Here is a 16736-nt window from a genome sequence, read left to right as displayed (position 1 = left end):
AGAGTTTGCCGGATCCTAACGCTTCAGCAGCCACGAAACAAGCGCAAGCACGATCGGGGCGAGCAGGTAGACGAATACCGCGGTGAGCGTCGCACGCGTCCGGAACGGCAGGTCGGGGTTCTGCCAGACTTTTTCCGCTTCCTCGGCCGCGGTCTTCTTTTCTTCCTCTGTTTTCGCGGACAAGAGCCGGTCGTCGACGTAATTCTGTTTCGCCTGCAGCACCGATTTGTGCGCGATCATCGTCGGGTAGATGACGAGCGTGCTGTTGACGATCATCACGGCGGTGACGATGAAGAACGTCCACTGCGTGAACGGCAGCCACACGATGCACACGCCGAGCGTCGTCACGAAGTGCGCGAGCGTCGAGCCGTACGTCCACTGCATGAACCGGCGCAGCGTCCGCAGGCCCCAGTAGCCGTCGTTGTTGGCACGCAGGTGGGGCGTGACGCCGAAGCCGACCGTGGTCGCCGTCTGCGCGAAGATCGCGAAGATCAGGCCCATCAGCAGCTGCTTGAGCACGAAGTAGAACATGTATGCGCCGAGCAGCCAGAGCAGGACGGCCATCACCGGGTGCGCGCTGCCGTTCGCCCACCAGCCGGCGTAGACGGCCGCGCGCCACGGCTCGGTCTTGCCGGGCACCGGGTTCCACCCGGCCAGCAGGCCGCCCGTCTGGAGGTAGCGCAGCAGGCAGTACGCGCCGAAGCCGCTGAGCAGGAACAGCCCGAGCGAGACCTTCTTCCCGCCGATCCGGCGGAACCGCCCGTTGGCCCGCATGATCAGGATCTGGACCGCGCGCGGGTCGAAGTGCGGGACGTCGTCGCCGATGTTGCGCACGGTCATCGGGATGAAGTCCCGGATGGACTCGACCTGCTCGAGGCAGAACAGCGGCGTGGCCAGCGCCGTGAAGAGGACGACGAGCGCCACCGGGTCCTGCAGCAGCGGCATCCCGATGCCGTCGAACCGGGCCGGCGCCCGCACGACCGCGGCGATCGCCGACGGCTCCTCCGAGGTGTTGATCAGCACCTGCTGCTGGCCCGCGAACGCGAGGATCACCAGCGCCGTGAACACGCCGAACGAGTTGAACCCGGCTTTCGCGCGCAGCGGGCGCGTCGAGCCGGTGAGCTGCCGGTTCCGGCCGAACGACCGCCCGATCAGCTGCGGTTTGAGGCTGTCCAGCGAGACCGCCATCGCCTCACCTCGCCTCCGCGAGCACCTGGGTGACGTCGATGCTGCCGTCCTCGAACCGCCGTCGCGAACCCGCGAGGTAGGCCCGCCAGGCCCGCGCCCGCTCGAGCCCGGCGGCGGCGACGCAGGCGTCCCAGTTCCGTTCGAGGTTGTCCAGCCAGGCGCCGGTGGTCCGCGCGTAGCTTTCGCCGAAGCTTTCGGTGGACAGCACCCGGAACCCGGCCCGGTCGAGGTCGGCGAGCTGCCGCGACAGCGGGAGCAGCTGGCCGTTCGGAAACACGTACCGCTGCGCGAAGGCGTTGGCGCGCAGCCGCCGCGGCCCGCTCTCGCGGCGCGTGATCGCCTGGTTGAGGTAACGGGCGCCGGGCCGCAGCGAGCGGCGGACGAGCGAGAAGAACGCGGGCGAGTGGCGTTCGCCGACGTGTTCGTACATCCCGACACTGGCCGCCGCGGTGATCCCGGGAACCGGCAGCAGCTGCCGGTAATCGCCGTACTCGATCCGCACGCCGGAACGGCCGGAAAACCGTCGCGAGGCGTATTCGTACTGTTCGCGGGACGCCGTGAACCCGATTCCCCGCGACCCGAAGGTGGTTTCGGCGTGGTCGAGCAAGCTGCCCCAGCCGCAGCCGATGTCGAGCACCGTCGAATGCGCGCCGAGTTCCAGTTTTTCGCCGATCCGCGCGTGCTTGCGGTCCTGCGCGGCTTCCAGGGAATCCGCGGGTTTCGTGAACATCGCCCCGGAATAGGTCATCGACGAGCCGAGCAGCAGGGCGTAGAAATCGGCGGTCAGGCCGTAGTGGAAGTCGAGTTCGGCCCGGTCGCGGCCGACGGTGTGCCGTCCCGGGCGCGCGGCGCGGTACTCGCTCGCCGTGGCCCCGGCCGTGGCCAGGTCGCGGAACCCGCGCCGGGCCGTCACCCGCAGCGCGGTGGTGAGCAGGCCGGCGGCGACGGCCGGGTGGTGGAGATCGGCTTCGTGCGCCGCCACCGGCGCGATGTCGCCGGAGATCTCGATGTCACCCGCGACCCACGCCCGCGCCAGGCCGAGCCCGCGCGGCGCCCGCAGCACCCGCGCGAACGCGGTGGGCGTGCGGATCACCAGCGTCGTCGACGCGTCCGCGGGGCCGCTCCGGCTGCCGTCGTAGGCGGTGACCGCGACACCGGGCAGGCGGCGCGAAAGGCGGTCGACCAGCGGCTGGAGTTCCGGGGCCGGTGCGCGCACGGGGGTCCCCCACTTCGTCGGAAGTGACGTCCGCGCGGGAAACCGCGGCTTCCCGCGTCCAGTCAGTCGCACAGCGAGTCCCGCTCGTTACGGTCAGTCGAACCGCTAAGTACTTGAAGGCGCAACTGAATGCGAGTAGTAGTGGCTTCAGGACCGATCGGGTCCGTTCACTCTTCAGGGGAGAAGCAATGCGACTTGGTTTCAGCCTTCCGGTGTTCGGCAAGGCGGCGGCCACGCCGGGCGGGATCGCGCGGTACGCGCGCGAGGCGGAACAGGCCGGCGCGGCCGGATTCTGGGTCGGCGACCGGTTGCTGTCACCGGTCAAGCCGGTGGTCTCGTACCCGGGTTACGACACCATGCCCGAGGAGTTCCACACCGCGCAGGATCCGTTCACCGCACTGGCCATCGCGGCGGCGGTGACGGAGACCGCGGTGCTCGGTTCCAGCACCATCAACGCAACCCAGTACCAGGCCGTGAACTTCGCCCGGCTGCTGACCAGCCTCGACGTCGCCAGCAACGGACGGCTGCTGCCCGGGCTGGGCATCGGCTGGTCCCCCGACGAGTACGAGGCCGTCGGCGTGCCGATGGCCGAGCGCGGCAAGCGGCTCGACGACCTGCTCGACCTGCTCGAGAAGTGGTGGACCCAGGACACCGTGACCCACGAAGGGGTCGGCTACCGGGTCGCGGAGTCCCACATCGGCCTCAAGCCGGTGCGCAAGCCGCCGATCCACCTGGCCGGCTTCGGCGAGAGGTCGCTGCGCCGGGTCGCCGAACGAGCCGACGGCTGGCTCCCGGTCTGGTCGGTGCCCGAGCAGTACCCCGCGGACGTGATCACCTCGACCCTGGCCAAGCTCCGCGCCGACGCCGAGCGCGCCGGCCGCGATCCGCAGGCGCTCAGCGTGGCCCTGCGGGTGAACACCGACCCCGGCACGGACGCGGGGGCCATCGCCGAGTCGGTCGCCAGGATCGTCGAGCTGGTGGAGCCGGACCACACGTTCGTGGACCTCACGTACCTGACCGATGGCGTCGAGGAACACCTCGACCTCACCGGCCGGTTGCTCGAGCTGACCGCCAAGGGCTGAGGTTCGGCGCGGGAACCCCACCGGCGAAAGGGGTTCCCGCACCGTCCGGCTCTCCAATTCCGAAAGTTTCGGCGGAGAACCCGTTCTTTTCGAAAACCACCTCGGCGGGGAATAACCCCAATTCTGTTCCGGAGTTTGGTTGACGTTTGTCCGGATCGCGCATAAGAGCGTGTCTTACGTGGTGATCGGTCGCTGGTGAGCGATGATCTTTGCTGTGGTTGATCGGTTGTCGTTGCGGTTGGTGCCGGATGAGCTGTGGGCGTTGGTGGAGCCGTTGATTCCGGTGTTCGCGCCGCGTCCGCAGGGTGGTGGCACGGCGCCGGTGGATGCTCGTGCGGTGTTCACGGCGATCGTGTACGTGCTGACCAGCGGTTGTGCGTGGCGGGATCTGCCGCCGTCGTTCGGGGTGCCGTTTCAGACCGCGCACCGCCGCTTCAGTCAGTGGACGAAAGCCGGGCTGTGGCGGCGCTTGCATCACGCGCTGCTGGACGAGCTCGGCAGCCAGGGCCTCATCGACTGGAGCCGGGCGATCGTGGACGGTGCCTGCGTGCGGGCCAAAAGGGGGGATCTTTGACCGGTCCGAGCCCGGTGGATCGCGGCAAGCCCGGTTCGAAGATTCACGCCCTGTCCGACCGCGCCGGACTGCCGCTGGCCGTCGCGGTCTCCGCCGCGAACACGCACGACTCGGCCGCGCTCAAACCGCTGGTGATGGCGATCCCGGCGATCAAATCACGCCGTGGCCCGCGCCGGCGCAAGCCGGCCAAGCTCCACGCCGACAAGGCCTACGACCAGCCCGGCCTGCGCCGCTGGGTCCGCGACCGCGGCATCAAGGTCCGCATCGCCCGCAAAGGCATCGAAGCCAAGGACAAACTCGGCCGGCACCGCTGGGTGATCGAACGAACCGTGGCCTGGCTCACCGGATACCGCCGCCTCACGTTGCGCTACGAACGCAAAGCCGAACACTTCCTCGCCTTCCTCCTCCTCGGAGCCAGCCTCATCTGCTACAAGAAACTCCGCAAACTCACCACATGAGACAAGCTCTAAGCTGCTGCCACCCTGGGAACGCTCCCACATGAACCGCACGTTCTTTCGAGAATGGAGGATCATCCATGCGCAGGCGCAAGTTCTCCGGGTCTCGCACCACCTGGCGCAGCCTCGTCGCCCTGACGATCGCCGGGCTGGCCGGTTTGTTCGTCGGGGTGCCCGCCGCCTCGGCACACGGCACCATCGTCGACCCCGCCACCCGGGCCTACCAGTGCTGGAAGGACTGGGGCAGCCAGCACACGAACCCCGCCATGCAGCAGCAGGACCCCATGTGCTGGGCGGCTTTCCAGGCCAACGCCGACACCATGTGGAACTGGATGAGCGCCCTGCGGGACGGCCTGAAGGGCAACTTCCAGGGCGCCACGCCCGACGGGCAGCTGTGCAGCAACGGGCTGGCCCGCAACAACGCGCTGAACACCCCCGGCCAGTGGCGGACCACCAACGTCGGCAGCAGCTTCTCGATGCACCTCTACGACCAGGCCAGCCACGGCGCCGACTTCATCCGGGTCTACGTCAGCAAGAACGGCTACGACCCCACCACCCAGCGCCTCGGCTGGGGCAACCTCGACCAGGTCACGCAGACCGGCCGCTACGCCCCGGCGAAGGACATCACCTTCAACGTCCAGACCTCCGGCGGTTACCGCGGGCACCACGTCGTCTTCACGATCTGGCAGGCTTCGCACCAGGACCAGACGTACATGTGGTGCAGTGACGTGAACTTCGGCTGACGCATTCCGGCCCGTGCCGCATTGAACGGCAACGCTGCTGTTCAATGCGGCACGGGCGTGTTCTTTCCTGACCGATTCTGAGCGTTTTGCTTCGGAAGCCTGGCCGCTTCCCCGGATTCGGTGTTACGAGTGTCCGGAACATTCCGGCTGCGCAGGATCCGGGAGGAACGAGCCGATGAGACCGAACCACTCCGCGCTCCGCAGGACGCTGTCCAAGGCGTTCCGGTTCTTGGCGCTGTCCGCGCTCGCCGGCGGGCTGCTGGCCGCCGTCCCGCCGCAGGCCCAGGCGTCCACCGCCGACCTCAAGGGCGTCAACTGGGCCGACACGCGGGACAACTTCGTCAACGGCGTGCTCTACGTGTCCGGGCTCAGCGCCTCGGACACCTACTCCTCGGCCGCCGCCACGGCGAACCAGGTCGTCGGCCAGCTGTACTCGATCACCGGGGCGAACACGGTCCGGCTGCCGATCAACGAACCGACGGTCTCCGGCTACTGGGGCACCTACACCGGGGCGATCGACACCGCGCTCACCAAGGGCAAGGTGATCCTGGCCTACTGGGCCTACACCGGCGGCAAACCGCCGGACACCGGCCGGTTCCAGCAGATGTGGGACACGGTCGTCGCCAAGTACGGCAGCAACCCGAACGCCTACTTCGAGGTCATCAACGAGCCGCACGGCTTCGGCACCACCGACCTGAACAACTTCTACAACGCCTGGCTGGCCCGATACCCCGGCGTACCGCGCGGCCGGGTGATCCTCGACGGCGCCGGCCTGGCCCAGAACGTGCCCGCCGTCGGCGGCGACCGGCGGCTCGACGGGACGCTCCTGGCCGCCCACGACTACTCGTTCTTCGCCGGCTACGAAAGCGAAACCGAGTGGGCCGACCACATCGGCGGCTACATCGGCGCGTACGCGGCCCGGACCGTCGTCACCGAATGGGGTGGGCCGATGTCGCCCGGCAGCAAGAACGGCGTGCACTACGACACGCTCGACTACAGCGTCCCGAGCGGGTCGTTCTTCGCCGACTACATCCGGGGCGTCAGCGAGAAGCTGCGGAGCCTCGGCGTCGGCAGCGTTTACTGGCCGGGCCTGCGCGACGGCGACTGGTACAGCATGACGACCAGGACCGGTACCGGTGCGGCCACCAAGCTGTCGCTGTCGAACCCCAGCGGGCTGACCCGGCTGCGGTACGCGTGGGGTGAGGGCACCGGCGGGGGCACGTACGTCCGGATCGTGAACGCCGCGACCGGGCTGTACGTCGACGGACTGGGCCGGACCTCCAGCGGCTCGGCAGCCGGTCAGTCGAGCGGCGACCCCGGCCGGTACGACCAGCAGTGGGTCATCGAGAACTCCGGCAACCGCGTGCGCATCAAGAACCGCGCCACCGGCCTCTACCTCGACGGCGCGGGCCGCACCACCAACGGCGCCGCGGTGAGCCAGTACAGCGGCAGCAGCAGCGGCAACCAGCAGTGGTCGGTGGTGACCGACGCGAACAACGTCCGCATCCGCAACAGCAGCACCGGCGAGTACCTCGACGGCATGGGCCGCACCGGCAGCGGCACCGAGCTCGGCCAGTACGCCGACAGCGGCAGCGCCAACCAGCGGTGGCGCATCGTCGCTGCCGGCTGAGCCTGCTCGCGCGGAGGGGGCCGGGATTCCGGCCCCCGTCCGGGCCCATCTGCGCCGCAACGTCGCATTTGCCCACTCGGTGCGTTCTTTTCGCACCTGACTTGGCTCAAATTCAGTGCGTACCGCGGTCGTGGATGCGGGTGAGGACATCGCGGAGGTCGTCGGGTGGTGCGCACGAACTTCTTGATCGACCAGCCGGCGGTCTGCTCGATCCACCTGCTGACGGCCAGGGCGGCGAACACGACCGTCAGGTGCGCGTCGATCGACTCGCGCTTGTGGTGGTAGATCGGCCGCGCACGTAGGTCGTGTTTAGACATTCGGAACGACTTCTCGATGTGGAACTCGGGCTGCGCCACAGCCAGACGCTGCCTCGCCATCGCCTTGAGCACCTCCAACGCCGCATCATCATGCGCCGAGCCGATGTGCTCGACGTCCCGCGACCCGCGACGCGAGGAGTGCACGATCTGCACTGCCCTGGCCCCCGACGCCGTCTTCACCGTGCGCACATACGCCACGAGAGACAGTCCAGAACCGGCCGCTCAGTGCGCAGATTTTCGCCGTTCACACGACGAAACCGCAGGTCGACAGCCAACACCTACCCAAGATCAGCGATCTTGAGCCAAAGTCCGGTAAGGTGACGGAATGGTCATGCGGGTGGCGGTTCCCGTGCTGCCGTGCCGAGATGTGCAGGCAGCGCGGTCGTACTTCACGGACGTGCTCGGATTCAACACCATATTCACCTGGGAGAACCCACCTAGCTACGCGGCCGTGGTCCGCGACACCGCCGAGTTCCACCTGTACGCCGAAAGCAGCGTCGACCCGGCCAGGGTGACGGTTATCGTCGACGACGTCGATTCCTGCCACGACGAGCTGCACGCCCGCGGCGCCGACATCGTCGAGCCACTGGCTGACCGGCCCTACGGGATGCGCGACTTCAACGTACGGACACCCGATGGGCACTTGTTGATCTTCAGCAAGCCGCTTACCGAGAACGGGTGACCATCAGCGGACCAGCCGGAGAATGACCGGACCTCGTCGACGAACAACGCCGCTGCTCGAACGCCGCGAAGTGGCCGCCCTTGCCGGGCTCGTTCCAGTACCGGATGTTCGGGAACCGGCGCTCCGCCTACCGCCGAGACGGGCGCTGCAGCTCCTTGGGGAAGACCGAACAGCCGGCGGGTACGGTCACCGGCGCGCCGGCCGACCCGGAGATCCATTCGTTGACCTGCCGGAGGCTTTCCCAGTACAGCCGGGCGGATGAGGCACCGGCGCCGGGCAGCCAGTAGAGCATCAGGTTGTCGAGCAGCTCATCCCGGGTAATAACCCGATGCAGGTCGTCCAACGTGGCCGGATCGGGCGGTGCGAGCGGCGGCATGAGATGGATGCCGTCGACCCGATCGGGTGGCCGTTGTCGCATTTGCCCGCTCGGTGCGTACTTTTCGCATGTTTTGCGGAACGCAAGAGCGTCAACTCCTGGGCGAACGCGCCGTCGCGGAAGGAGCGGAGAGATGCGGGCTTTGACCGTGGTGCCGGAACAACAGGGCTCCCTGCAGGTCGGTACGGTGCCCGACCCGGTACCGGCGGACGGCGAACTGCTCGTGCGCGGTCTCGCGCTCGGCGTGTGCGGCACGGACAAGGAGATCGCCCGCGGCGAGTACGGCTGGGCGCCGCCCGGCCGGGAGCGGCTGGTGCTGGGGCACGAGTCACTCGGTCGGGTGATTCATCCGGCCGGGGACTTCGCCGATGGCGACCTCGTCGTCGGGGTCGTCCGGCGGCCCGACCCGGTGCCGTGCGGCGCGTGCGCGGCCGGTGAGTTCGACATGTGCCGCAACGGCCGCTACACCGAACGCGGCATCAAGGAGATCGACGGCTACGGCAGCGAGCTGTGGACCGTCGAGGCGGACTACGCGGTGCGCCTGGATCCGCGCCTGCGGGACGTCGGCATGCTGATGGAACCCACGACGGTCGTCGCGAAGGCGTGGGAGCAGATCCAGCGCGTCGGCGACCGCGCCTGGTTCGATCCGAAGCGGGTGCTGGTCACCGGCGCGGGTCCGATCGGGCTGCTCGGCGCGCTGCTGGGCGTGCAGCGCGGCCTCGAGGTGCACGTCCTCGACCGCGTCACCGACGGCCCGAAGCCCCGCCTGGTCGAGGCTCTCGGTGCGACCTACCACCACGACCCGATCGAGAAGGTGCTGTCCGCGCTCGAACCCGACATCGTGCTGGAGGCCACCGGCGTCGGCTCGCTGGTGTTCGACGCGATGGCGGGCACCGGCCCGTACGGGATCGTCTGCCTCACCGGCGTCTCCCCCACCGGCCGGAACCTCACGGTGGACGCCGGGACCATCAACCGCGAGATCGTCCTCGAGAACAACGCCGTCATCGGGTCGGTGAACGCCAACCTCCGCCACTACCGGGCCGCCGCCGACGCGCTCGGCCGCGCGGACCTGGACTGGCTGGGCGGGCTCATCACCCGGCGGGTGCCGCTGGGCAAGGCGGCCGAGGCCTTCGAAGCGGGCGACGACGACGTCAAGGTCGTCCTCGACCTCGAGCACTGATCGCCATGGCCCCGATCGAGGACTACGCCATCCTGGGCGACCTGCACACGGCCGCGCTGCTCTCGCGCGACGGCGCGATCGACTGGCTGTGCCTGCCGCGCTTCGACTCCCCGGCGTGTTTCGCCGCCCTGCTGGACGACGAGCACGCCGGGACGTGGCGGCTCGCCCCCGCGAGCGGCGGCCCCGCGACCCGGCGTTCGTACCGCGGCGACACGCTGATCATGTCGACCGAGTGGGACACCCCCGCATTCAGCATGGTCGAGCTGGTCAACACGGCCCGGCAGCTCTCGGGCTCCCAGACCGGCACCAACGCGCCGGGCGAGAACCAGCGTTTCTAGCCTTGTCGTGAGTGGTGCGGCGGGTTCCCACCCACCGCACCACTCACCACGAGCCTCGTGCGGCGCTGGTGCCGAAGGCGCGGAGGAACGTGTCGACGATGACGTCCGCGGCCTGGAGGTCGTTCAGGGGGATCAGGTCCCTCGTGGACGACCGCACCAGCAACCCCAGGACGGTCCCGAGCCAGCGGATCGGCACTCCCGCCTGCAGGAACCCCTCGACGGTGGCCCGCTTGAGGAACCGATCGACCTCCTCGATCGCGTGCAGGCGGCGGGCCCAGATCTCCGGATCCGAGCGCATCCGGCTCACCTCGGCCGGCCAGGTGCGGTTTACCGGGACGATCCCCCGGACGTACCGGTGCAGGGCCGGCAGGACCGGCGCCTCCTGCAGCTGGGCGGCCTCGATCGCCGCTTCGATCGCGTCCATGCGGGCCTGGTAGACCGCGGTCAGGAGCTCTTCCCGGCTCGCGAACCGGCGGTAGACGGTCCTGCGGTCGACACCGGCTTCCGCCGCGATCGCCGCGATGCTCGTGGCCGGGTCATCGGCGAGCATGCGGGCGCCCGTGGTCAGCAGCAGTTCGAGATTGCGTGCGGCGTCGGCTCTCACTCTCACACCCTAGCAGTAACTGCCACAGCCGTGAGGCAGTTAAGTGCTACGCTGGTGTGACAGATACTCCTAGGGAGCCAGAAGTGATCACCTACGACGCACTTTTCATCGGCGGCACCTGGACCGCCCCGAGCAGTACCGAACTGCTGGACATCCGGTCCCCGCACGACAACTCGGTCATCGGCCGCGCCGCGCAGGCGCTCCCCGCCGACGTCGACCGGGCCGTCGCCGCCGCCCGCCAGGCCTTCGACGAAGGGCCGTGGCCGCGCACCTCGCCCGCGGAGCGGATCGCCGTCGTCCGCAAGCTGGCCGCCCTGCGCGAGAAGCGCGCCGACGAGATCGCGGCGCTCATCTCGGCGGAGAACGGCTCGGCGCTCTGGTTCACCAAGGCCGGCCAGCCGAGCCTGACCCGCCAGGCCAACGCCTACCTGAAGGCGGCCGAGGAGTTCGGCTGGGAGGAGACGCTGGAGCCGTCGGACCCGGCCGCGCCGTTCCGGTCGGTCGTGCGCCGGGAGGCGATCGGCGTGGTCGCCGCGATCATCCCGTGGAACTCGCCGTTCTCCTCGGCGTCGGCCAAGATCGTCCCCGCGCTGCTCGCCGGCAACACCGTCGTCCTCAAGGTCTCGCCGGAGAACACGCTGAGCATGAACCTCCTTGCGGAACTGCTCGCCGAGGCCGGCCTGCCCGAGGGCGTCATCAGCGTCCTGCCCGCCGACCGCGAGACCAGCGAGTACCTGGTCAAGCACCTGGACGTGGACAAGATCGCCTTCACCGGGTCCACCCGCGCCGGGCGCCGCATCGCGTCGCTGGCCGGGGAACAGCTCAAGCGGGTCAGCCTCGAACTCGGCGGCAAGTCGGCGGCGATCATCCTGCCCGACGCCGACCTCGGCGCGGCGATCCAGGGCCTGAAGTTCGGTTCCCTGCTGAACAACGGGGAATCGTGCATCGCGCAGACCCGAGTGCTCGCGCCGCGCAGCCGCTACGACGAAGTCGTCGCCGGGCTGAAGGACCTGATCGAATCCCTCGGTGTCGGCGACCCGGCCGACGACACGACGTTCATCGGCCCGATGATCCGCCGCGACCAGCAGCAACGCGTCCTCGACTACATCCGCCTCGGCGTCGAGGAAGGCGCGCGGCTGGTCACCGGCGGCCCGGACGTCCCGGCCGGGCTGGAAGCGGGCAACTACGTGACGCCGACGCTGTTCGCCGACGTCGACAACTCCATGCGCATCGCGCAGGAGGAGATCTTCGGGCCGGTCCTGGTCGTCATCGCCTACGACGACGAGGACGACGCCGTCCGCATCGCCAACGACTCCGAATACGGCCTGTCCGGCGGGGTGTGGTCGGCCGACCCGGCGCACGCGCTCGCCGTCGCCCGCCGCGTGCGGACCGGCACGGTGACGATCAACGGCGCCCCGATCGGCTTCGACGGCCCATTCGGCGGGTTCAAGGCCAGCGGTCTCGGCCGCGAGTACGGCGCTGCGGGGCTCGGCACCTACACCGAGTACAAGACGATCACCGTGCCGGCCGCGCACTGAGCGTCGACCTCGCTGTGGGGCTGGACGGCACCCCTCGCGGCCGCCGCGATCGTCCTCATCGGACTGGTGATCCCGGTGGAACGGCCGGTCGGCGCCCGGGGTCGCCGTCTTCTGGAGCCTGCTCAGCGCTCCTCGGCGAACGCGGCGAACAGCCCCGGCTCGTAGGAGCCACCTTTCTGATGCAGGATCACGGCGAGCCGGTTGGCCGCGTTGATCAGCGCCACCAACGCGACCAACGCGGCGGCCTGCTCGTCGTCGTAGTGCTCGCGCACCCGAGCCCAGGTCTCGTCGGACACGCCTTCGGCGGCGTCGGCGAGCCGGGTGCCCTCCTCGGCCAGGGCGAGCGCGGCCCGCTCGGCCTCGGTGAACACCGTCGACTCGCGCCAGGCGGCGACGAGCGCGAGCCGGACGGGCGACTCCCCGGCCGCGGCGGCCTCCTTGGCGTGCATGTCGAGGCACCAGCCGCAGCCGTTGATCTGGCTGGCGCGCAGGCTGACCAGTTCGCGGGTCAGCTTCGGCAGCGGCGCCCGGTCGATCACCTGGCCGAGGCTCGCGAACCGCTTGCCCAGCCGGGAGCCGGTTTCGGTGCTGAACAGGTCGAGGCGGGTGTCCATGGTTTCGTCCTCACTGGTGTCGTCGGGTGGAACGACCTCAAGACACCGGCGGGGCGGACCTTGTGACACTCAGTCGTCCGGGTCGGCCACCTGGAGTTCGACGCGGTGCCGCAGGTAGTCGTCGGGGTGGGTCCGCGCGATCCGCACGGCCTCGGCGACCAGCGGGTGCAGTTCGGTGGGGTACTCGGCCGGGTCGAGGGTGAGCCCGGGCAGGACACACCGGCGGACGTCGAGATCTTCGTTGGTCACGAACTCGTGCAGTGCGGCGCGGTTCCAGCGGTCATCGAGGTCGTCGAAGGTCTCGAGCGTGGCCCAGTACCAGGCGCGGGCCGCCCCGGCGCGTTCCGGGTTGGTGCCGGTGGCGAGGATTCCGAGCAGCGCTTCCTGCGTCCGGCGCGCGCCGAAGGCCGCGCAGAGCGGCTCGACGAACTGCCGGTTGAAGCTCGGGTCCGGGTCGTGGACCGCCGCGCGCACGAGCGGGTCGAAGAACGGCTCCGGGAGGTCGGGGCAGGTGTGGTCCAGGTAGCCCAGTGCTCGGCGCAGGACGATGCGCTGCTCCTCCTCGTCCTCGGGGGCTTCGGCCGTCCGGACGGGGAGGTGGACGCGGCACAGCTCGACCAGCTCGGCCAGGCAGCGTCCGAAGGTCTCGGAGCCGGCACGATCCGGCAGGGGCAGCAGGTTCATCGTGTCCTGTCCTTCGCCCTCGCCTGCCTGATCGTTACCCGGGCTGTACCATCACTGCCGATGAGCTGGGCGGGGTGGAAAGTGCGGTTGCGGGAGGTCCGCCCGGCGGATCACCGCACCTTGATCGGCTTCGACCGCGATTCCGGCCGCCAGCTCGGCGGTTACCGCCACTGGGCCACCCACCGCGGCGCGGCCGACTCCGGCGAAGACTTCCACTTCGCGATCGAAACCCTGCACAACCGGACGCTGGTCGGCTCGATCTGGATCCAGGCCGACCCGGCCACCGGCCACTTCAGCTACGGCATCGGGATCGGGCCGCAGTACCGCCGCTGCGGCTACGCGGCCGACGCGGTCACGGTCCTGCTGGCGTACATGTTCGAGCTGCAGCGGTATCGCAAGTGCGCAGTCAGCATCAACGGCAGCAACTTCGCCTCGCTGGCGCTGCACGGAGAGCTCGGCTTCCGCGAGGAGGGCCGCCCGCGGGACACCGAACTGCGGCGCGGGGAGGTCCGGTATCCGGTGCTGATGGGGATCACGGCGGAGGGCTTCGCGGAGCACCAGCCGGCGTTCCTGGCGGCCCGCGGCCCGGTACGCCCGTGGCGGGGACGGCACTGGCGGACGCCCCGGCGGGGACGGCACTGGCGCACCGAACACCTGCGCCCGGCCCGCTGAGCCGGGAGGCCCGGAGGCCCCCCGGCTCGGGCGATCAGCCGTCCGACTCCGCGGACGGCAGGTACGCCCCCGGCACCTGCGCCGGGGCGTACACCTGGTTCTCCCCCGGGTACGGCAGCTGCCACCCGTGCGTCTGGTACCACGTGAAGTGGTTCATCTGCGCGGGGTTGGCGTAGTCGGCGACGGCGTCCGGGCCGGTCAGGCGCTGGTGCGCCGTCCACTCCTGCCACTGCGCCGCCACCTGCTGCTTGTCCGCGGGCACCGCCGACGACGGCACCGGTGCGGCGGCCGGGTCCGGTGCCGCCGGGGTGTCCGGTCCGCACGACGGCGGGGTGGCCAGGCCCGCCGTCAGCGACGTGCGGTTGGGCAGCGCGGTGAACGGCGTGAAGTCCGGCCGCTGGGTGAAGGCCGCGCTCATCGGCGTCGCCGCGCTGTCCTTCTGGTTCATCGGCTTGACGCCGAGGATCTGCTCGATCGTGCGGATCATCGTGATCTGCGAGTAGTAGTGGCTGTCGACGACGCCGTGCTGGGCGTACGGGCTGATGATCTGCACCGGCGCCCGGTGGCCGTCGACGTGGTCCAGACCGGCCTGCGAGTCGTCCTCGACGACGAAGATCGCCGAGTCCTTCCAGTACGGGCTGTGCGAGATCGTGTCGACGATCCGGCCGACGGCGAGGTCGTTGTCGGCGACCTGGGCGGCCGCGTTCGGCGGGCCGCCGGTGTGGTCGCTGGACAGCCAGAACATGTTCAGGTCGGCCGGCCCGTGCTTCTCGAAGTCGTCCTTCCAGATCTGGTAGCGGTAGACGTCCGGCACCGCCGTGTCGAACTTCGGGAAGCCCGGCACCGAAACGTCGTTCAGCGACGGGATCGGGGACGACGACACCAGCGGGTACGCGCTCGGTTCCCCGGTCGCGGCCATGTTCTTGGCGTCGCAGTACAGGTTCTGCCAGCTCGCGCCGGCCGGCTTGGTCAGGAACTGCTGGAACTCGCCGAAGTCCCGCACCGACTTCCCGGCCGCCAGCGCGCCGGTCCAGAGGAACCCGGAGCTCTGGTGGCCGAGCGCGTCGTCCTCGGTGTCGTAGCTGCGCAGGTACTCCCCCGCCGACGACTCGGTGTACTCCGGGTTGTCGGCCTGCATGAGCCAGTTGTGGCCCTCGGCGGAGTTCGTGCCGATGTCGTAGGTGTTGTCGTACAAGCCGAACTGGCGTTCCAGGGCGTGCTGGTTCGGCGTGACGTTCTCGCCGAACTGCGTCACGGTCGGATCGCCGTTGCCGCGGGGGTCGTCGCCGAACACCTGGTCGTAGGTGCGGTTTTCCTTGACCAGCAGGAAGACGTGCTTGATCGTCGACGGGTCGCCGAGCCGGGCCGGGACCGGCACGGGCTTGCGGTGGCCGTTGTCGTGGGCCACCTGGACCGAACCGGGCGTCCAGCCGTTCTGCCGGAACACCTTCGCCGTGTACCCGCGGATCGCGGTGTCGGACGGCAGCCGGAACTTCTGCAGGCTCGACGTCGTGTCGTGGGTGCCGTGCCCGGCCGCGGTGGTCGGACGGCGGGCGTCGATGCCGCGGGTGTTGGACACGAGGACGTCCTGGCCGGACGCGGTGATCGCCGTCGGGAAGTAGTCCGTCGGCAGCAGGCCGACGTAGCTCACCGGTTCCTGCGCGCGGCGGTAGCGGTAGACGGCGACGGCGTTGGCGCGGCCGAGCGTCACCAGCAGGTGGCCGTCGCCGGTGAGGGTGACGCCGTCCGGCTCGTAGCCGACCGCCGCCTCCGGCCACGGCTGGGTTGCGATGGTCTGGACGACCTGGTCGCGGCCGGTGTCGATGACCGAAACCGAGTTGCCCGCGGTGTTGGTGACGAACAGCGCGCCGTCCTTGGCGTACACGGCGGTCGGGTGCAGGCCGACGTCGATGCTCTTCGGCTCGGCGGCCGGGTGCGCGAGGTCGACGACGCTGACCGTGCCGCTGGTGGTGGCGCCGGTGAACGGGCTGGCGGGCACCTGGGTGTTGTAGGAGTTCAGCGTCGGCTCGCCGGGCCGCGCCGTCCGGCCGCCTTCGTTGCTGACGTACAGCTTGCTGCCGACGCGGACGAGGTCGCGTGGGGCGTTGCCGACGGCCCAGCTCCGCTCGATCGCGCCGGTCGCCGCGTCGAGGGCGACGACCCGGTTCTGGCCGTTGACCGCGGAGTACACAGTGGACCCGTCGGCCGAGAAGGCGGCCTGTGCGACCAGCGCGTGCTTCGCGCCGTCCGCCGGGATCTTGACCGGGGTGGGCGCCGCGACCGTGCCGTCCGGATTCACCGTGAACCTGGTGTAGCCGTCGGTCTGGGCCAGCCACAGCGTCTTGCCGTCCGGCGAGTACGACGGGCCTTCCTGGCCGACGTCGTTGCCGGGGATGCGCAGGTTCGCCGTCGCGGAGTTGCCGACGAGCTGCTGCACCCGCCAGCTCTTCAGGTCGACGACGGTGAGCGCGATCCCGCCGTCGGTGGTCAAGGCGGCGAGGTGGCTGCCGTCCGGGCTGACGGCGGACGCCATGATCTTGCCGTTGTTCACGACCAGCCGGTCGCCGATCGGCTGGAGGTACTGGTCGGCGGCGACGACCTGGCCGTTCGCGGTGACCTGGCCGACCTGGTCTTCGCCGAACTGCCGCGTCGACGCGCCACCGACGCCGGTGCCGGTGGCGACGAGCACGAGCGTGACGGACCCGGCCGTCGCGAACCGGAACCGGTGCCCGGACCGGCCCTTCACGGCCCGCCTTCTGCGGCGTGTTACCTGCATGGGCTCATCCCTTCGGGTTGGTCGAGGCGAGCAGTTCGACGTTGGCGTCGAACTGCCAGAGCGGGTT

16 protein-coding genes and 1 pseudogene are annotated in these 16736 nt (G+C 69.8%); 9 read left to right on the top strand and 8 right to left on the bottom strand.

The genetic code is table 11. From position 1 onward, the window contains the following. Window positions 1-15: 15 nt before the first annotated feature. Together ACFPLC_RS21720 and ACFPLC_RS21715 are read right to left on the bottom strand one after the other, a co-directional pair. Window positions 16-1188 (bottom strand): hypothetical protein, encoded by a 1173-nt coding sequence (locus ACFPLC_RS21720; RefSeq protein WP_378208058.1) that lies wholly within the window; start codon window positions 1186-1188, stop codon window positions 16-18. Window positions 1189-1192: 4 nt separating this feature from the next. Beyond that, window positions 1193-2404 (bottom strand): class I SAM-dependent methyltransferase, encoded by a 1212-nt coding sequence (locus ACFPLC_RS21715; protein ID WP_378208060.1) that lies wholly within the window; start codon window positions 2402-2404, stop codon window positions 1193-1195. 188 nt (window positions 2405-2592) lie between these two features. Here ACFPLC_RS21715 and ACFPLC_RS21710 point away from each other — a divergent pair, with 188 nt between their 5' ends. From ACFPLC_RS21710 to ACFPLC_RS21695, 4 genes are all read left to right on the top strand, one after another. Next, a complete protein-coding gene (locus tag ACFPLC_RS21710) occupies window positions 2593-3486 on the top strand; it encodes a TIGR03619 family F420-dependent LLM class oxidoreductase (RefSeq protein ID WP_378208063.1) in 894 nt (297 codons plus the stop codon). 202 nt (window positions 3487-3688) lie between these two features. Beyond that, a protein-coding gene (locus ACFPLC_RS21705) for an IS5 family transposase (RefSeq protein ID WP_378235683.1) occupies window positions 3689-4518 on the top strand; the annotation gives its coding sequence in 2 pieces (ribosomal slippage) (window positions 3689-4043 and window positions 4043-4518; 831 coding nt in all). Between the two features lie 77 nt (window positions 4519-4595). After that, entirely contained in the window at window positions 4596-5258 is a 663-nt protein-coding gene (locus tag ACFPLC_RS21700; RefSeq protein ID WP_378203819.1) for a lytic polysaccharide monooxygenase auxiliary activity family 9 protein, read from the top strand. A 175-nt stretch (window positions 5259-5433) separates the two neighbouring features. Next, the gene (locus ACFPLC_RS21695; RefSeq protein WP_378203822.1) at window positions 5434-6888 is read left to right on the top strand and encodes an RICIN domain-containing protein; all 1455 of its coding nucleotides are present in this window, start codon (window positions 5434-5436) and stop codon (window positions 6886-6888) included. A 158-nt stretch (window positions 6889-7046) separates the two neighbouring features. Here the strand turns inward: ACFPLC_RS21695 and ACFPLC_RS21690 are convergent. Then, window positions 7047-7229: pseudogene (locus ACFPLC_RS21690) on the bottom strand (IS1634 family transposase); the annotation flags it as partial. A 301-nt stretch (window positions 7230-7530) separates the two neighbouring features. Between ACFPLC_RS21690 and ACFPLC_RS21685 the strand changes: the two are divergent. Then, complete coding sequence (locus ACFPLC_RS21685) at window positions 7531-7887, top strand: bleomycin resistance protein (RefSeq protein ID WP_378203825.1); 357 nt, start codon at window positions 7531-7533, stop codon at window positions 7885-7887. 127 nt (window positions 7888-8014) lie between these two features. Here ACFPLC_RS21685 and ACFPLC_RS21680 read toward each other — a convergent pair whose 3' ends face one another. Continuing rightward, entirely contained in the window at window positions 8015-8263 is a 249-nt protein-coding gene (locus ACFPLC_RS21680; protein ID WP_378203828.1) for a hypothetical protein, read from the bottom strand. Between the two features lie 133 nt (window positions 8264-8396). On the opposite strand from ACFPLC_RS21680, the gene ACFPLC_RS21675 reads away from it, so the two are divergent. Beyond that, a complete protein-coding gene (locus ACFPLC_RS21675; RefSeq protein ID WP_378203831.1) occupies window positions 8397-9443 on the top strand; it encodes a glucose 1-dehydrogenase in 1047 nt (348 codons plus the stop codon). Between the two features lie 5 nt (window positions 9444-9448). Then, a complete protein-coding gene (locus tag ACFPLC_RS21670) occupies window positions 9449-9781 on the top strand; it encodes a trehalase-like domain-containing protein (protein ID WP_378203834.1) in 333 nt (110 codons plus the stop codon). 43 nt (window positions 9782-9824) lie between these two features. Here ACFPLC_RS21670 and ACFPLC_RS21665 read toward each other — a convergent pair whose 3' ends face one another. After that, window positions 9825-10385: a TetR/AcrR family transcriptional regulator gene (locus ACFPLC_RS21665; protein ID WP_378203837.1), complete on the bottom strand. Its 561-nt coding sequence runs from the start codon at window positions 10383-10385 to the stop codon at window positions 9825-9827. A gap of 83 nt (window positions 10386-10468) precedes the next feature. Here ACFPLC_RS21665 and ACFPLC_RS21660 point away from each other — a divergent pair, with 83 nt between their 5' ends. After that, a complete protein-coding gene (locus ACFPLC_RS21660; protein WP_378203841.1) occupies window positions 10469-11923 on the top strand; it encodes an aldehyde dehydrogenase in 1455 nt (484 codons plus the stop codon). Window positions 11924-12045: 122 nt separating this feature from the next. Here ACFPLC_RS21660 and ACFPLC_RS21655 read toward each other — a convergent pair whose 3' ends face one another. Together ACFPLC_RS21655 and ACFPLC_RS21650 are read right to left on the bottom strand one after the other, a co-directional pair. After that, a complete protein-coding gene (locus ACFPLC_RS21655) occupies window positions 12046-12537 on the bottom strand; it encodes a carboxymuconolactone decarboxylase family protein (protein ID WP_378203844.1) in 492 nt (163 codons plus the stop codon). Window positions 12538-12606: 69 nt separating this feature from the next. Then, complete coding sequence (locus tag ACFPLC_RS21650) at window positions 12607-13221, bottom strand: hypothetical protein (protein WP_378203846.1); 615 nt, start codon at window positions 13219-13221, stop codon at window positions 12607-12609. 60 nt (window positions 13222-13281) lie between these two features. Between ACFPLC_RS21650 and ACFPLC_RS21645 the strand changes: the two genes are divergently transcribed. Continuing rightward, window positions 13282-13893: a GNAT family N-acetyltransferase gene (locus tag ACFPLC_RS21645; protein ID WP_378203849.1), complete on the top strand. Its 612-nt coding sequence runs from the start codon at window positions 13282-13284 to the stop codon at window positions 13891-13893. 34 nt (window positions 13894-13927) lie between these two features. Here the strand turns inward: ACFPLC_RS21645 and ACFPLC_RS21640 are convergent, their stop codons facing one another. Continuing rightward, the gene (locus ACFPLC_RS21640) at window positions 13928-16669 is read right to left on the bottom strand and encodes a bifunctional YncE family protein/alkaline phosphatase family protein (RefSeq protein WP_378203852.1); all 2742 of its coding nucleotides are present in this window, start codon (window positions 16667-16669) and stop codon (window positions 13928-13930) included. Between the last annotated feature and the right edge of the window lie 67 nt (window positions 16670-16736).

The sequence above is a fragment of the Amycolatopsis plumensis genome (assembly GCF_042652605.1).
In the GTDB taxonomy this organism is placed as follows: Bacteria; Actinomycetota; Actinomycetes; order Mycobacteriales; family Pseudonocardiaceae; genus Amycolatopsis; species Amycolatopsis plumensis.
Note: the sequence above shows the minus strand (reverse complement) of the source record. Positions and strands in the feature narration are given on the sequence as shown.

Excerpts from the sequence above, each read along its gene's own strand:
- ACFPLC_RS21685 (WP_378203825.1), top strand. The coding sequence starts at position 7,531 with ATGGTCATGCGGGTGGCGGTTCCCGTGCTGCCGTGCCGAGATGTGCAG.
- ACFPLC_RS21680 (WP_378203828.1), bottom strand. The coding sequence starts at position 8,263 with ATGCCGCCGCTCGCACCGCCCGATCCGGCCACGTTGGACGACCTGCAT.
- ACFPLC_RS21710 (WP_378208063.1), top strand. The coding sequence starts at position 2,593 with ATGCGACTTGGTTTCAGCCTTCCGGTGTTCGGCAAGGCGGCGGCCACG.
- ACFPLC_RS21695 (WP_378203822.1), top strand. The coding sequence starts at position 5,434 with ATGAGACCGAACCACTCCGCGCTCCGCAGGACGCTGTCCAAGGCGTTC.
- ACFPLC_RS21670 (WP_378203834.1), top strand. The coding sequence starts at position 9,449 with ATGGCCCCGATCGAGGACTACGCCATCCTGGGCGACCTGCACACGGCC.
- ACFPLC_RS21645 (WP_378203849.1), top strand. The coding sequence starts at position 13,282 with ATGAGCTGGGCGGGGTGGAAAGTGCGGTTGCGGGAGGTCCGCCCGGCG.
- ACFPLC_RS21700 (WP_378203819.1), top strand. The coding sequence starts at position 4,596 with ATGCGCAGGCGCAAGTTCTCCGGGTCTCGCACCACCTGGCGCAGCCTC.
- ACFPLC_RS21640 (WP_378203852.1), bottom strand. The coding sequence starts at position 16,669 with ATGCAGGTAACACGCCGCAGAAGGCGGGCCGTGAAGGGCCGGTCCGGG.
- ACFPLC_RS21720 (WP_378208058.1), bottom strand. The coding sequence starts at position 1,188 with ATGGCGGTCTCGCTGGACAGCCTCAAACCGCAGCTGATCGGGCGGTCG.
- ACFPLC_RS21655 (WP_378203844.1), bottom strand. The coding sequence starts at position 12,537 with ATGGACACCCGCCTCGACCTGTTCAGCACCGAAACCGGCTCCCGGCTG.
- ACFPLC_RS21675 (WP_378203831.1), top strand. The coding sequence starts at position 8,397 with ATGCGGGCTTTGACCGTGGTGCCGGAACAACAGGGCTCCCTGCAGGTC.
- ACFPLC_RS21650 (WP_378203846.1), bottom strand. The coding sequence starts at position 13,221 with ATGAACCTGCTGCCCCTGCCGGATCGTGCCGGCTCCGAGACCTTCGGA.